We start from the raw sequence: 14,494 nt of genomic DNA on the forward strand, positions 1-14,494 counted from the left end.
CGTGACGCAAACATAGCGTTCAAGCGAAAGTGCGGTGAAATTTCACCGCATTTTTTCTTGTTTCTATTCTTTATACCGCAAGTCTTTCTCTTAATTCTTCGGCGGTTTGTGCGGTTTTGATTCGTTCGAATAAGGCGACGGCTTCGGGATATTCTTTCTTTAAATATTGCAGCCATTGTTTAATACGGGCGATGTGATAAAAACCGCTGTCGAACGGATTTTCCACCTCGGCGTAGCGAATAAGAATCGGCAACACGCTGCTCCACTGCAATTTATCTTCGCGATATTTCAACACCTTACTTAAATTCGGGATATTAAGCGCACCGCGTCCGACCATTAGATCTTGGCAACCACTGAGATTACGGCAATTTTCACCGTCTTGCCAATGCCAAATTTCACCGTTCGCGATGACGGGAATGGTTAATTTGCGCCGAATTTCGTCGATTTTCGCCCAATTAATGCGCTCAGCGCGATAACCGTCGGTTTTGGTGCGGGCGTGAATGGTGATTTCATCGGCGCCGCTTTGTTGTACGGCGTCGGCGATTTCAAAGGCGCTGAGATCATTATCCCAGCCCAAGCGCACTTTAACGCTTACCGGTAAATGCGCCGGTACCGCTTGTCTGATGGCTTTTGCCGCTTGATAAATTAATTCGGGTTGTTTTAATAATGAAGCACCGCCGTGGCTGCCGTTGACAGTTTTAGAAGGGCAACCGCAGTTAAAATCCACGCCGAAAGAACCCAATTCCACGGCGCGTTGCGCATTTTCCGCCAGCCATTGCGGATGTTGCCCTAATAATTGTACGCGTACCGGCGTGCCGGAAGGCGTTTTGTCGCCGTTGTAGAGTTCGGGACAAAGCCGATAGAAGGTTTTGCTCGGCAATAATTGATCGACGACGCGAACAAATTCCGAAACGCACAGATCATATTCGTTAATTTCGGTTAATAATTGACGCACGGGCGGATCCAGTACACCCTGCATCGGAGCCAGAATAACGCGCATTACGGGAAATTATTTCCAGCCTTTGGCTTTGCAAATCAGATCATACGCCGCCTGAATTTGCTGGGCTTTTTCTTTCGCCATTTCCAACATTTCCTTCGGTAATCCTTTGGAAACCAATTTATCCGGATGATTTTCGTTCATTAATCGACGATAAGCGCGTTTCACCGTATTGCGATCATCATTTTCCGACACGCCCAGCACTTTATAGGCGTCGTCTAAGGTCGGGCCGTTTGAACGTTGATAACTTTGCTGATAGCCGCCTCCTTGTTGATAACCGCCGCCCTGTTGCTGATAACCACCGTTTTGATAGCCGCCGGTTTGTTCATAATAGAACCCGCCGCGGCTAAATTGACGTGCTGCTAATTCCGCCATTAGCAGCTGTTCGAATTGAAAACGCGACAAGCCCAATTCTTCAGCAACCACAAACAGCACTTCTTTTTCGTTATCGTGCAAATGATCATCGGCAAAAGCGGCTTTGACTTGAATGGTCAAAAACATTCGCAATAAATCGGCGCGTTGTCCGCAGCCCAAACGAAATTCGCGGATCACTTGGCGAATCGGAAAATCCGCGTCTTTGCCGCGACTGAAGGCGGCTTGCGCTAATTTACGATTGGCATCGTCCAATTTCATTTGCTGCATTAAACTGTTCGCCAAAGCGATGTCGTCTTCCGTCACGCGCCCTTTGGATTTGCTTAAATGCCCCAACACGGCGAAAGTGGTTTGCATAAACAAGGATTGACGCGTCATTTTTCCTTTGAAAAAACTTGAATTTACACTGCCCAATTCATAGAGTTTCTTATCCGCGATATGCCCCAAAATGGTGCCGACAATGGCGCCGAATAAGCCGCCGAATCGCCAACCGATAATAAATCCTAATAATTTTCCGATAAAATTCATTCGTTTCTCCAAATAAGCTAAAAAGTGCGGTCTGTTTTTCGTTTAAATTTAGGCGTTTTTCGCATTATCAATCCTTCGCGAAAACGCAATAAAAATTCACCGCACTTTAATGAGGTTTATTCAACGCCGTATTGCGCACGATATGCGCGCATCGCCGGTAAGTGTTGACGATAATTTTCATCTTGCTCGATAAACCGCAATAAATCGTCCAAATCGATGATCGACAGCACATTGCACTGATAATCACGTTCGACCTCTTGAATCGCGGAGAGTTCCCCTGTGCCGCGTTCTTTACGATTTAATGCAATCACCACCGCACTTAATTTCGCCTGATTCGCCGAAATTAAATCCATCGCTTCGCGAATCGCCGTGCCCGCGGTGATCACGTCATCCACCAGCAAAACCTTGCCTTGCAACGGGCTGCCGATTAAATTGCCGCCTTCGCCGTGATCTTTGGCTTCTTTGCGGTTAAAGCACACCGGTTTGTCCAAATTAAAACGGTTAAATAAGGCGACGGATAAGGTCGTGCCGATAGGAATGCCTTTGTATGCCGGACCGAAAATCACATCGTAATCCAAACCGGCGGCGTGCACCGCTTGGGCATAAAAATCGCCTAAACGGGCTAAATCCGCGCCGGTGTTAAACAATCCCGCATTGAAAAAATACGGGCTGATTCGACCGGATTTAAGAGTAAACTCGCCGAAACGCAACACATTACGGCTTAAAGCAAAGCGGATAAATTCGCGTTTATAATCTTGCATTGTCCGCTCCTTATTCCGCTAATGCCTGACGTTGTGCGGCAAAAATTTGTTCGCAGCCTTGTTTCGCCAAATCTAGCAACGTTAATAATTCTTCGTGGCTGAACGGTTCGCCTTCCGCCGTGCCTTGCACTTCGATCATTCGACCGTCCTCTAACATTACGACGTTCATATCGGTTTCCGCCGCGCTGTCCTCGACATATTCCAAATCGCACACCGCTTCGCCGTTGACGATTCCGACGGAAATCGCCGCCACCAAGCCTTTAATCGGATTGGTTTTTAGGCTGCCGTTCGCCACTAAGCCGTTAATGGCATCAATCAGCGCCACGCACGCACCGCTAATAGATGCCGTGCGCGTGCCGCCATCCGCTTGAATCACATCGCAATCCAAAGTAATGGAACGTTCGCCCAAGGCTTGCAAATCCACCATCGCGCGCAAAGAACGGGCGATTAAACGCTGGATTTCCATTGTTCTGCCGCCTTGCTTGCCTTTTGCCGCTTCACGTTGCATACGGCTGTGAGTGGAACGTGGCAACATTCCGTATTCTGCCGTCACCCAGCCTTGTCCCAAGCCTTTTAGAAAGCGCGGCACGGTATCTTCTACGGTGGCGGTGCAAATCACTTTGGTTTCGCCGAATTCCACCAACACAGAGCCTTCGGCGTGTTTGGTGTAATGACGGGTAATTTTGATCGGACGAGGTTGATTAAACGCTCTTTCATTCGGACGCATTAAAAATTCCTTTGTTTTTTAGCATAAAAGTGCGGTCATTTTAACACGCAAAAGCGCAGAAACGAAATTTCGCAAAAGCTAATTTTTTCCTTGACAGGAACCGTTTTTTTTTTGAATAATTAGGTTATGCTAAGCGCCTCACAAGGAGGGGAAAGTGAAAAACGCAACATTAATGTTATGTTTCGGTGCTTTGTTATTAGGATGTGACAAGCCCGAAAAAACCGTCTATTTCTATATGCAGAATCAAGACGTGCTGGAAGTCGATGCACAGGATTGCAATAACGGCAAATTACCGGCTTCATCAAAAAAATGTCAAACGCTGGAAACGGCGAAAGACTACATCTTTTTAGTTGAACACGGTTTAGTGTTGAGCGAAAAAAGACTCCGAGAATTAGGCAAGGAGGATTAAACCGCACCGAGCTTAATACGCGAAAGAACGCAGAGATAAAATCTGCGTTTAGACTACTGACAAACCTATGATGCGAAAGGGGCGTATACCATACGCCCCTACGGTAAAATCAAAAATCTATTATAAATCAAAATGTTATGATGTTTATGTAGGGGCGTATGGTATACGCCCCAATAATAAAAAACTTTGTCAACAAACTGAACGTAGAGATAAAATCTGCGTTTTTTTTCGCGTAAACCTGACACCGCCGCAATTTCTCAGTACAATAATCGCAGTAAATTGATATGCAAAATAAGGAAAAAATATGATTTACAGTATGACCGCGTTCGCACGCATTGAAATCAAAAAAGACTGGGGTGATGCCGTTTGGGAAATTCGCTCGGTTAATCAACGTTATTTAGAAAACTTTTTCCGTTTACCCGAACAATTTCGCGGCTTGGAAAATCCGTTACGCGAAAAATTACGTCAAAATCTCACGCGCGGCAAAATCGAATGCAGCTTGCGCATTGAAAATAAAAAACAAAATGCCTCAGCGTTGAATCTGAATCAAGAATTAGCGCAACAAGTGATTCGTTCCTTACAATGGATCAAACAACAAGCCGGCGAAGGCGAAATCAATCCGAGCGACGTATTGCGCTATCCGGGTGTGGTGGAAACGCCGGAACAAGATTTGGATTTGATCGGTCAAGATTTGCTCGCCGCCTTTGATGAATTATTGCAGGATTTCATCGCAATGCGCGCGCGCGAAGGGGAAAAATTGCAGGATTTATTGCAACAACGTTTAGCTTCGATTTCCGCCGAGGCGGAAAAAGTGCGGTCAAAAATGCCGGAGATTTTGCAATGGCAGCGCGAACGTTTGCAACAACGTTTCGACGAAATCCAAGTGCAAGCGGATCCACAACGTTTGGAACAAGAAATTGTGCTGCTCGCCCAACGTATTGACGTGGCGGAAGAATTGGATCGCCTGCAACTGCACGTGAAAGAAACGCAATCCATTTTGAAAAAAGGCGGCGCTGTCGGGCGCAAATTGGATTTTATGATGCAAGAACTCAATCGTGAAAGTAACACCTTGGCGTCAAAATCCATTAACGCCGACATTACCGCTTCCGCCGTGGAACTCAAAGTGTTAATCGAACAAATGCGCGAACAAATTCAAAATCTGGAATAAGGAACGCCGAAGGATGAAAATCAACTTAACTCAATATCGCTTGATTCGCGCCCAAGGCGAAGATGCGGAAAAATTTTTACAGGGACAACTCACCGCCGATGTCATCGAATTAGCCGTCGGCGAATCTACGCTAACGGCGCATTGCGATCCGAAAGGCAAAATGAGTTCGATTTTTCGCCTGTTTCGTGTGACGGAATCCGAGTTTTACCTGATTATTCGCCAAGAATTATTGACAAGCGCCTTAGATCAACTGAAAAAATATGCGGTTTTTTCAAAAGTTACCTTTGAGTTCGTTGATTGCGAACTCGTTGGCGTGCTCGACGAAGAATGCCAGATTTCCGCCGAATTTAGCCTAACTATCGCCGAAAATCGCCGAATTTTAATTAATCCGAATGAAAAAATTCAAGCGGATGCGCAGGCGGAAAGCTGGGATCTCGCCGATATACAACAAGGTTATCCGATTCTTGGCGCCAAAGCGCAGAATGAATTTATTCCGCAAGCGTTAAATTTGCAATGTATTGAGCGAGCGATTTCTTTTAGCAAGGGCTGTTATATCGGACAAGAAACCGTAGCGCGCGCGAAATATCGTGGTGCCAATAAACGAGCAATGCAAACTTTTTACCTAAAAAGCACCGCACTTTCCGAAACGGTATTACCTGAAATCGGCGGAGAATTGGAAATGCAGTTAGAAAGCGGTTGGCGTCGCACCGGTACGATTTTAAGTGCGGTCAATTTTGCCGGAGTTTTATGGTTGCAAGCAATCGTGTCCAATCAAACGGACGCCGAAACGCTTTATCGCCTGCCGGAAGGTGAAATTTTAACCCTTTATCCGCTGCCTTATTCGCTTGCGGAATAATTTGTTCCGCTTAAAGAAAAACGGGTTTACGCCCGTTTATTTTTATCTTTTACGGCGGCTGACTTTCGCTAACCCGCTTATTGCCAACACGATTAATGCCGCGCCGCTCCAAAAGGAATAAGACAACGATACGCCCCAAACCAATCGGTCGCAAATACCGGAAAAAATCACGCCGACGAACATAAAAGGTGTGATCACTTCCGCGCTGGCGTATTTAAAGGATTTGGTCATAAAAATTTGGAAAATTAAACCGAAAACGCCAACCGATAGTAACATTACCACTTCGTGATAAGAAGGCATTACCCAACCGGGAAAGAAGAATACGCCGATCATCAGCGCACCAATTAAATGGAAATAAAACACGATATTTTGCGGCGAATAGGTTTTATTTAATTCTTGCACGCTGCAATAGGCGATCGCTGCCAAAATCGCGCCGCCCAAACCGAGTAACGCATAAACCAAGCCGATTTGCTGCTGCGAATTAGTGTATAAAATCACGCAAACACCAAGAAACCCCAGAAAAATACAACAGAGTTGTTTGATTGAGGTTTTGATCCCAAAACAAAGATAAACGATCACCGGCACAAATAATGCCGAAGTGTTCATCAGCAATACGGAAATCGACACGGGCAAATGTTTAATGCTGTAAAACAGCGATAGCATACTGGCGATACCGGCAAGATTGCGCAGAATAAAAAAATGCAGTTTTGCGCGGTTCACGCGAAAATCCCGCCTTTTATAGAGCAAAGGGAATAAGAATAGCGTGCCGAGTACGAAACGGGAAAATAAAATTTCATCGGCGGGTAAATTTGCCGAGGCGATTTTCACAAAAACGCCCATTACGGCAATACTCAAATAGGCGATAAGCATATAGCTTATCGCTTTACGATAATTCGGTCGGGTAAAATCGGTTGTCATTGATTTTTTGCTCATTCGTCAAACCAAGCAAAGTGCGGTTAAAATTGCGCGCGTTTTTGTATTCGCGCAAATTTGGGAGAAGGTTATTTTCGCATAATGGCGCAGACTTTCCAGTGTAACGGGCAAAAATAATTGGGGAATGAAAATAATCCATAAAAAAATGCGACCCGTTTGGATCGCATTTTTCGAATTAGCTGCGGATTACCATTGATAACCGACGCCCACACCACCGGAGTAATGGCCTTCGCTGTTTGCCGTACCGGTAAGTTTTAAGATCACTTTACCGCTGTCGCTTGCACGAGAATAGCCGACCGCAATCGCAGAGGCACCGGAATAACCGCCCGCCGATGCTGCTACCATTGATTTACCCGGAATATACACTTGTGGTAAGGAAGCCGCTGCCGCCGAGCTTGCGCCGATGCCGCGGACACGTCCGTCAAGTTTATCCACTTTGCGTTCAACGGATTTAAGCTGACCGTAGTTCACTGCGTCAGTAGTATTCGTACCCGGTGCAACATTGGTAATCTTCGTTGTGGAATAACCGTCTTTGCCGGTTACACGCACATTGCCGTTGTCGTCCGAACCGATTTTCGCCGAGTTAGTACCGTTTGATAACGTGATGTTAGTAAATGTCGGTGTCGCGCTGGTCGCAATAGAAATCGTTTTACCGCTTTGGGTAATTTCGATGTTTTTACCCGCGTCAACCGTAAAGGTATCGCCCATCGCCACTTTTTCTAAACTTGAACCGTTCACTTTACCTTCGGAAGCCGTCGCTGTAACATTCCAACCTTTCGCCACTTCGTTAGTTACGTTAGTGATATTTTGCGTCACTTCTTTTAATTGGCTGACATTTACCGCATCCGTCGCGTTTGTGCCGTTCGCCACGTTGGTGATAACGGTATTTCCTGCGTCAATGCCGGTAGTCGCATTAATTGTCACATTACCGACTTTTAAAGTTTCGTTAACCGTGACGTTGGTGAAAGTCGGTTTGGTTGAGAAACTGATCTCGATCGTGCCGTCTTTCGTGACGTTGGTTTTTAAATTTTCGGTTGAAGTATCGGTCGCATTGCCTGAAACGATCGAAATCGTGCTACCTAATTTTTGTACGCTAGACCCTTCGTCCGCTTTAAAGGTTAACGGTTGATTTACCGCATCGCTTAAGCCTTTTAACGCATCACCGATGCTTGTGTAATTTGTTGTCGTATTATCGTTCGGATTGGTTGTGGTTAAATTGTAAGTCACATTAAAAGTGCCGTTCGGGTTTAATACGGTTGTGCCGCCCAATGCCGTAACAGTCGAATTAGCGACATTACTTAGTACGCCGTTAGTTGCATATAATTGCGAACCGTTGATAGCATCGGTTGACGTCGCGGAAATATTACCCGGCGCCACATTAATGATTTGGCGTTCTTTGCCGCTTGCACCGACGGACACGATACCCGTAGCCGTACCTTTAAAGCCGCTATAAGTTAACAAGCCGACGGTGGCGGTGTTCACTTGATTAAACGCACCGTTTGTCGTCGTTGTCGAATTTTCCGAGCTGCCGTCGCCTAAAATGACGTTATTCGCCGCCGTTGCGCTTACGTTATTCCCGAATACAAGGGTGTTATTCGCGCTGCTCGCAATACGATTGCTCACGCCGATTGCCGCACTGTAGTTCCCGTTTACTCCGCTATTATTCCCAAGCGATAGCGGCATAACCGAGCGTTGAAGCCCAAGAACCGATGGCGATAGATTTTTCACCCGAATAATAACTTTCCGTCGTACTGCTTGCTACACCACTTTTTGCAGACATACCGATTGCAATACCTTCTTTACCGTAAGTGGTTGTCGCACGCCCGATTGCGGTGGCGCTTTCATTACGCGCAGCGGCGGAGTTACCGATTGCTACCGCAGAATGGAAAGTCGCACGAGTAAACGAGCCGATAGCAACCGTTGATGATTGTGATGAAATGGATTGCCCACCGATCGCAACGGCTTGTGGGCCGGTCGCACTACTTGACGCCCCCAGCGCAACCGTCCATTGTTGCGTTGCACGAGAATTAATCCCTAAGGCGGTAGAACGGTCGCCGCTTGCAGTCGAATTTGTACCGAACGCGGAAGCAAATTGGGCAGCGGAGGCATTCGCACCGGAACCTACGGCAAGAGAAGCTTCTCTCGCACTCGCATTATCACCGATGGCAATCGCCGCACCGGTTGCAGTCGAGCCGTCAATTTGGATGCCTTTCGCCAAGGCATTTAAGCCGATCGCAATCGAGCTGTACGCGTTATTGCCCGGCGCTTGGGTGGTGGCATTATAACCGAGCGCAACAGCGCCTTGTTCAGCCGTATCAATATAAACTTTATTGCCGTTTGCGCTGGTGATCGTCGTCTCTAAAGTCGTACCGCCGGATTGTGTGCTACCTGAAATTTCTTGAGTCGTCGCCGCAGTCGATGTCGCCGCCAATGCGGACGACCCTAACAACGCGCCCAAGCCTGCAGTAACCACAAGGGTTAATGCGTTCGGAGCAATGCGTTTATCCGTTGAAGACGCGGATTTTCCTTTGTTACGGCTAAGTTCGGAAGTAACAACGAATTGTTGTGACGCGACATCCCAGATAACTTTAAAGATTTTATTCATAATAAAAAAATTTCCTATGGTATAGATAAAACTGAATTGTTTCAGCAACCTTTTCTTCTCGCCGGTTGCTAAGCGATAACTAAAACACTGAAATTATAAATCACGCGAAATATGATGATTTCCTATTCAAATCGAGTACGAATTATACACTCTGATACGAATAATTACGTATTGTTATACAAAATTCTGTAAATCTATGTAAATTTTATGTAAGAAAGGCGTTAGGGCGTTAATAACGCCCTTATTGTTGCTGAAAGGCTATTTTGCTAATAAATGACCTTTGCGAATACCTAGCAAGACTAACATTGCGGCATAAATCAAGGCGGCGATGCAAATTAACCACACCAGCCAATGTAAACGCTCCAAAAATTGCATTTCGTTCCAAACGGATAGCGCAGGATTGTAATACCACACAGTTGCGCCCATTACGGCGGCAGCAAGAAAAACTTTGCCAAAAAACACCGCACTTTGTTTGCTGAAATGATAAATATCCGCTTTCGCCAAACCGCGATAAAGTAAATAGGCGTTTAAGCTGGCGGACATCGCCGATGCCATTGCCAAGCCCACATAGCTGAACGGAATCGCCAGTAAGTTAAAGCCCATATTGCTGACCATTGCGATGATACCGATTTTCACCGGTGTTTTGGTGTCTTGGCGGGCGTAATAGCCGTTGGCGAGAATTTTAATCAGCATAAAGCTGAGCAATCCGGCATTAAATGCCCACAAGGAATAAGAAGCGGCTTGCACGTCGCTGAATAAAAATTGCCCGCGCATAAACAGCACCAATAACATCGGTTGCGCTAAAACCGCGATGCCGATCATTGCCGGCACGCCGAGCAATAAGATCATCCGCACGCCCCAATCCATTGTGTTGCGAAAATCCACCGCACTTTTTTCCGCATTATCGCTGCGATTGACGTGATGACGAGCGAGGGTCGGCAAAATCACGGTGGAAATCGCGATACCAAACAAACCAAGCGGAAATTCTAGCAAGCGGTCGGAATAATACAGCCAGCTGATCGAGCCGGTCATTAAAAAACTGGCGATAAAGGTGTCTAATAATAGATTAATTTGGCTGACGGACACGCCAAATAGCGCGGGAATCATCAACGTGCGAATTTTTTTAACGCCTTCGTCGTTCCACGCCCATTTCGGTTTAAATAGCAATCCGGCTTTTTTTAAGAACGGAATCTGAAATAAAAATTGCAATAATCCGCCGATGAAAATCCCAATAGCGAGGGCTAAATCCGGACTGCTGACGTACGGTGCGAGAAAAAGTGCGGTGCAAATCATCGCAATATTTAACAATACCGGCGAAAAGGACATTACGCCGAATTTGCCGAGGGTGTTTAAAATCGCGCCGGATAAGGCGACAAAGGTGATAAACCACAAATAGGGAAAAGTGATTTTTAATAATAATGACGCTTGTTCGAATTTGGCAGCGTTCGGGCCGTCGGTTAACCAATCGGCAAACCAGCCCGTACCGAATATTGCGGCAACCACGGGCGAGAAAATCATCGCTAAAAGGGTCACAACGGTAACTAAACCGCCCAATGTGCCGGAAACTTTTCCGATAAATTCTTGCGTTTTGGTTAAGTCACCGGATTTTTGATATTCCGCCAATACCGGCACAAAGGCTTGCGAGAATGCACCTTCGGCAAATAAGCGGCGCAAAAAATTAGGGATACGATTGGCAAAAAGAAAAACGTCCGCCGCCACGCCGGCACCGATAAGTTGTGCGGTGATCACATCGCGCAATAATCCCAAAATACGCGATAATAAAGTCATTGCACTGACGAGGATGCCGGATTTTAATAATCGTTTACTCAAAATAATGTACTCTTTACAGAAAAATTTAGCCTAATTGTATAGAAATTTTGTTTTTAAGCTATATTCTAAGCGAAAAAACTGTTAAAATCTCGCCACATCGTTTTGGTGGGCTGCTCAAAGCGCATTGATAATAACGATGCTGATTTTTGGTTGTGTCTCACCGAAATCCTCAAACTAAATTTTGCAAAAATTGTTTATTGACAATTTTATAGGAAAAAGGCATATTTTACGCCTTTATTTTTATTCCATAAACTAACAGAAATTTTTAGGAGTTTGACCTTGGCTAATATCAAGTCAGCTAAAAAACGTGCGGTTCAATCTGAAAAACGCCGTCAACACAATGCAAGTCAACGCTCAATGATGCGTACTTACATTAAAAAAGTTTACGCAGCAGTCGCAGCAGGCGAAAAAGCAACAGCGGAAGCGGCATTCGTAGAAATGCAAAAAGTCGTGGATCGTATGGCGTCTAAAGGCTTAATCCACGCAAATAAAGCTGCTAACCACAAATCTAAATTATCCGCTCAAATCAAAAAATTAGCATAATTTGTCTTTTGAGTTAAAAATATAAAGAAAACCGCATTATTTAATGCGGTTTTTTATTGTCTGTTATCGGGCTAAACGACGTCGGCGACGGTGATAATTCAGGCTATTTGCGCGCGAATTTTTCACCGCACTTATAGGCTCCGTCGGGCTATGATGAAGACGGCGATAACGGCTTAAAAAATAATGCACCGAGCTTGCCAATAACACACCGACCAAAAACACGACGATCACTTCGCCGTATAATTGATGAAAAATCTGGTTAATTTTATTCTGTGTGGTTTGTCCGTATTTCATATCGAAGGTAACGCGCAAAAAGCCTTCAATACCGTTCGGCGAATAAATCGGTTCGACGATTTGCTGGGTGCTTTGCGGTTTGTCTTGCGCATCGTCCAATCCCAATCGATCACGAACGCCCGACGAGCCGGTGCTTTGCGCCAATAATTCACCATTATTCCCATAAATTGCTGCATCTAGCACAAATTCTTCTTTAACGAAATCATCCAAGTTTTCCGTTAATTTTTCGGATTTCGCTTGGTTAACCAATAACATTGAAAATAAATTGGCTTGCTGGCGCACCAATAAATGCGATAAATTCGCCACTTGGTTGATACTCGCCAGCTGCGAACCGATTTTAAACTGCTGAATACCGAACAAGATCACCGTCATTACCGCGAGGCAAAGCAAGGTGATCGAAGTGATCATTCCGATTTTTAAGACTTTTTCTCTAATCAAATGCAAGTGATATTCCCCAATGATCCGTAATAAGCTAGAATACGGCGACAATAAAATATAACTAATTTACAGGATTTTTTATGCAAACACAAAATCTCGCGTCGATTACGGCAAATTATTCGCAATTTCCTACCGCACTTTTGGCTGATGTTCCGAAATCAACGGGAAATGAGGCGTTTATTCTGTATGGCAATCAGTTGAATTTCACACAATTAATGCAATTTCAAGCAAAGTGCGGCGAAAATTTTGAAATTTTTGATTGTTGGAATGTATTTGAAAATACCGTCGTGCTGCTGCGCGGTCAATGGACGTCAAGTTGGACGGATTATGCGGCGCAGCTACAAATCGATATTGCACGCCTTGATTTTTGCGCAAGGCTAGAACAAGGTGGACTTTTAGTAATGGATATGGATTCCACGATTATTCGGATGGAATGTATTGATGAAATCGCCAAACTTGCCGGCACGGGCGAATTGGTTTCGGAGATTACCGAACGCGCAATGCGCGGCGAATTGGATTTCGAACAAAGTTTGCGCCGCCGTGTTGCAACGCTTAAAAATGCGTCGGAAGATATTCTTCGTCAAGTTCTCGAACATTTACCGTTAATGCCGGGATTACGCGAGATGATAAGTACGCTACAGCAATACGGTTGGAAAACGGCGATTGCCTCCGGCGGGTTCACTTATTTCGCCGATCATTTGAAAGAACTGTTGAATCTTGATTTTGCCGTATCCAATCGTTTCGAGATTATTGACGGCGTGTTAACCGGACAAGTCGCCGGCGATGTGGTCGATGCGCAATATAAAGCCGATACATTAAAACGGCTTGCCGCACAGTTCGACATTCCGCTTGAACGAACCGTGGCAATCGGCGACGGTGCGAATGATTTGTTGATGATGCAAGCGGCAAATTTGGGCGTTGCGTTTCACGCGAAGCCGAAAGTTCAACAACAAGCGCAAGTTGTGGTAAACTTCGCAAACTTGACCGCACTTTTATGTATTTTAAGTGCGAATAATAAGATTAAAACGAAATAGGAGCCTAAAATGCCTTCATTTGATATTGTTTCCGAAATTACGCTACACGAAGTGCGTAATGCGGTTGAAAACGCTAATCGCGATTTGGCGAATCGTTGGGATTTTCGCAATGTGGAATCTTCCATTGAGTTAAATGAAAAATCCGAGACGATTAAAGTATCCAGCGAATCGGATTTCCAAGTAGAACAATTAGTTGATATTTTGCGCAATGCTTGTATTAAACGCAATATTGATTCTACATCCTTAGACATTCCGACCGAATATGAACACAGCGGAAAAACTTACAGTAAAGAAATCAAGCTGAAACAAGGCATCGAAACCGATATGGCGAAGAAAATTACCAAGCTGATTAAAGAATCGAAAATTAAGGTACAAACGCAGATTCAAGGCGAGCAAGTGCGTGTAACCGGAAAATCGCGAGACGATCTTCAAGCGGTAATTCAGTTAGTTAAAAATGCCGAATTGGGTCAACCTTTCCAATTTAATAATTTCCGTGATTAATCAATAAATTATAGAAACCGTTGCAAGGCGGTTTTTTTATGCTTATGGAAAAGGAAATGCTTTGGTAAATAAAAGAAAATACGAAAATTTTAAAATGTATTTTAGCAATCTTTGAAGATATAGGAAAAATAAGGATTAAATGGCAGGGGCGGAGAGGCTCGAACTCCCAACACCCGGTTTTGGAGACCGGTGCTCTACCAATTGAACTACGCCCCTAAAGAGTTGGCGGAATGGACGGGACTCGAACCCGCGACCCCCTGCGTGACAGGCAGGTATTCTAACCAGCTGAACTACCACTCCGCTAAATTGATATTTGGCAGTGCCCTACTCTCACATTGGGAAACCCAACACTACCATCGGCGTAACAGCGTTTCACTTCTAAGTTCGGCAAGGGATTAGGTGGTTCCACTGCACTATTGCTGCCAAAAAATTTTATTTTATTAATCTATTTGAAGGAAAAAGATAAATAAAATAAAACTTAATAAAACCCGGCGGTGC

The 14,494-nt window shown here is 45.0% G+C and carries 15 protein-coding genes, 2 tRNA genes and 1 rRNA gene; 6 read left to right on the top strand and 12 right to left on the bottom strand.

The genetic code is table 11. The annotated features are described in order from the left end of the window. Window positions 1–70: 70 nt before the first annotated feature. From dusC to rph, 4 genes are all read right to left on the bottom strand, one after another. On the bottom strand, window positions 71–1,000 hold the full coding sequence (dusC, locus tag CVP04_RS02275) for a tRNA dihydrouridine(16) synthase DusC (RefSeq protein WP_100295904.1): 930 nt from the start codon (window positions 998–1,000) through the stop codon (window positions 71–73). A gap of 9 nt (window positions 1,001–1,009) precedes the next feature. After that, window positions 1,010–1,897 carry a co-chaperone DjlA gene (gene djlA, locus CVP04_RS02280; protein WP_100295905.1) on the bottom strand — a complete coding sequence of 296 codons (888 nt, stop codon included), beginning with the start codon at window positions 1,895–1,897 and terminating at the stop codon, window positions 1,010–1,012. A 116-nt stretch (window positions 1,898–2,013) separates the two neighbouring features. Continuing rightward, a complete protein-coding gene (gene pyrE / locus CVP04_RS02285; protein WP_100295906.1) occupies window positions 2,014–2,658 on the bottom strand; it encodes an orotate phosphoribosyltransferase in 645 nt (214 codons plus the stop codon). Between the two features lie 10 nt (window positions 2,659–2,668). Beyond that, entirely contained in the window at window positions 2,669–3,385 is a 717-nt protein-coding gene (rph, locus tag CVP04_RS02290; protein WP_100295907.1) for a ribonuclease PH, read from the bottom strand. Window positions 3,386–3,539: 154 nt separating this feature from the next. Here rph and CVP04_RS02295 point away from each other — a divergent pair, with 154 nt between their 5' ends. From CVP04_RS02295 to ygfZ, 3 genes are all read left to right on the top strand, one after another. Then, entirely contained in the window at window positions 3,540–3,794 is a 255-nt protein-coding gene (locus tag CVP04_RS02295; protein ID WP_100295908.1) for an EexN family lipoprotein, read from the top strand. 304 nt (window positions 3,795–4,098) lie between these two features. Further along, a complete protein-coding gene (locus tag CVP04_RS02300) occupies window positions 4,099–4,962 on the top strand; it encodes a YicC/YloC family endoribonuclease (RefSeq protein ID WP_100295909.1) in 864 nt (287 codons plus the stop codon). Between the two features lie 13 nt (window positions 4,963–4,975). After that, on the top strand, window positions 4,976–5,818 hold the full coding sequence (gene ygfZ / locus CVP04_RS02305) for a CAF17-like 4Fe-4S cluster assembly/insertion protein YgfZ (protein ID WP_100295910.1): 843 nt from the start codon (window positions 4,976–4,978) through the stop codon (window positions 5,816–5,818). A gap of 42 nt (window positions 5,819–5,860) precedes the next feature. Here the strand turns inward: ygfZ and CVP04_RS02310 are convergent, their stop codons facing one another. The 4 genes from CVP04_RS02310 to murJ all read right to left on the bottom strand — a co-directional run bounded on the left by CVP04_RS02310 (window position 5,861) and on the right by murJ (window position 11,186). After that, window positions 5,861–6,736, bottom strand: coding sequence for a DMT family transporter (locus CVP04_RS02310; protein WP_100295926.1), 876 nt, complete (start codon window positions 6,734–6,736; stop codon window positions 5,861–5,863). Window positions 6,737–6,937: 201 nt separating this feature from the next. Then, complete coding sequence (locus CVP04_RS02315; protein ID WP_243385060.1) at window positions 6,938–8,374, bottom strand: YadA family autotransporter adhesin; 1,437 nt, start codon at window positions 8,372–8,374, stop codon at window positions 6,938–6,940. 37 nt (window positions 8,375–8,411) lie between these two features. Beyond that, window positions 8,412–9,356 carry an ESPR-type extended signal peptide-containing protein gene (locus CVP04_RS02320; protein ID WP_100295912.1) on the bottom strand — a complete coding sequence of 315 codons (945 nt, stop codon included), beginning with the start codon at window positions 9,354–9,356 and terminating at the stop codon, window positions 8,412–8,414. Between the two features lie 258 nt (window positions 9,357–9,614). Then, window positions 9,615–11,186, bottom strand: a complete 1,572-nt coding sequence (gene murJ, locus CVP04_RS02325; RefSeq protein ID WP_100295913.1) for a murein biosynthesis integral membrane protein MurJ — start codon at window positions 11,184–11,186, stop codon at window positions 9,615–9,617. A 279-nt stretch (window positions 11,187–11,465) separates the two neighbouring features. Here murJ and rpsT point away from each other — a divergent pair, with 279 nt between their 5' ends. Beyond that, complete coding sequence (gene rpsT / locus CVP04_RS02330) at window positions 11,466–11,729, top strand: 30S ribosomal protein S20 (protein WP_040976974.1); 264 nt, start codon at window positions 11,466–11,468, stop codon at window positions 11,727–11,729. A gap of 63 nt (window positions 11,730–11,792) precedes the next feature. On the opposite strand, the gene CVP04_RS02335 is transcribed toward rpsT, so the two are convergent. After that, window positions 11,793–12,467 (bottom strand): YtjB family periplasmic protein, encoded by a 675-nt coding sequence (locus CVP04_RS02335; protein ID WP_100295914.1) that lies wholly within the window; start codon window positions 12,465–12,467, stop codon window positions 11,793–11,795. A gap of 74 nt (window positions 12,468–12,541) precedes the next feature. On the opposite strand from CVP04_RS02335, the gene serB reads away from it, so the two are divergent. Together serB and CVP04_RS02345 are read left to right on the top strand one after the other, a co-directional pair. Further along, window positions 12,542–13,495 carry a phosphoserine phosphatase gene (gene serB, locus CVP04_RS02340; protein WP_100295915.1) on the top strand — a complete coding sequence of 318 codons (954 nt, stop codon included), beginning with the start codon at window positions 12,542–12,544 and terminating at the stop codon, window positions 13,493–13,495. 9 nt (window positions 13,496–13,504) lie between these two features. Then, the gene (locus CVP04_RS02345) at window positions 13,505–13,996 is read left to right on the top strand and encodes a YajQ family cyclic di-GMP-binding protein (RefSeq protein ID WP_100295916.1); all 492 of its coding nucleotides are present in this window, start codon (window positions 13,505–13,507) and stop codon (window positions 13,994–13,996) included. A gap of 140 nt (window positions 13,997–14,136) precedes the next feature. Here CVP04_RS02345 and CVP04_RS02350 read toward each other — a convergent pair. The 3 genes from CVP04_RS02350 to rrf all read right to left on the bottom strand — a co-directional run bounded on the left by CVP04_RS02350 (window position 14,137) and on the right by rrf (window position 14,423). After that, a tRNA-Trp gene (locus CVP04_RS02350) sits at window positions 14,137–14,212 on the bottom strand. 7 nt (window positions 14,213–14,219) lie between these two features. Then, window positions 14,220–14,296, bottom strand: a tRNA-Asp gene (locus tag CVP04_RS02355). 11 nt (window positions 14,297–14,307) lie between these two features. Further along, a 5S ribosomal RNA gene (gene rrf / locus CVP04_RS02360) occupies window positions 14,308–14,423 on the bottom strand. Window positions 14,424–14,494 lie beyond the last annotated feature (71 nt).

Origin of the sequence: Caviibacterium pharyngocola (genome assembly GCF_002795405.1) — a bacterium.
In the GTDB taxonomy this organism is placed as follows: Bacteria; Pseudomonadota; Gammaproteobacteria; order Enterobacterales; family Pasteurellaceae; genus Caviibacterium; species Caviibacterium pharyngocola.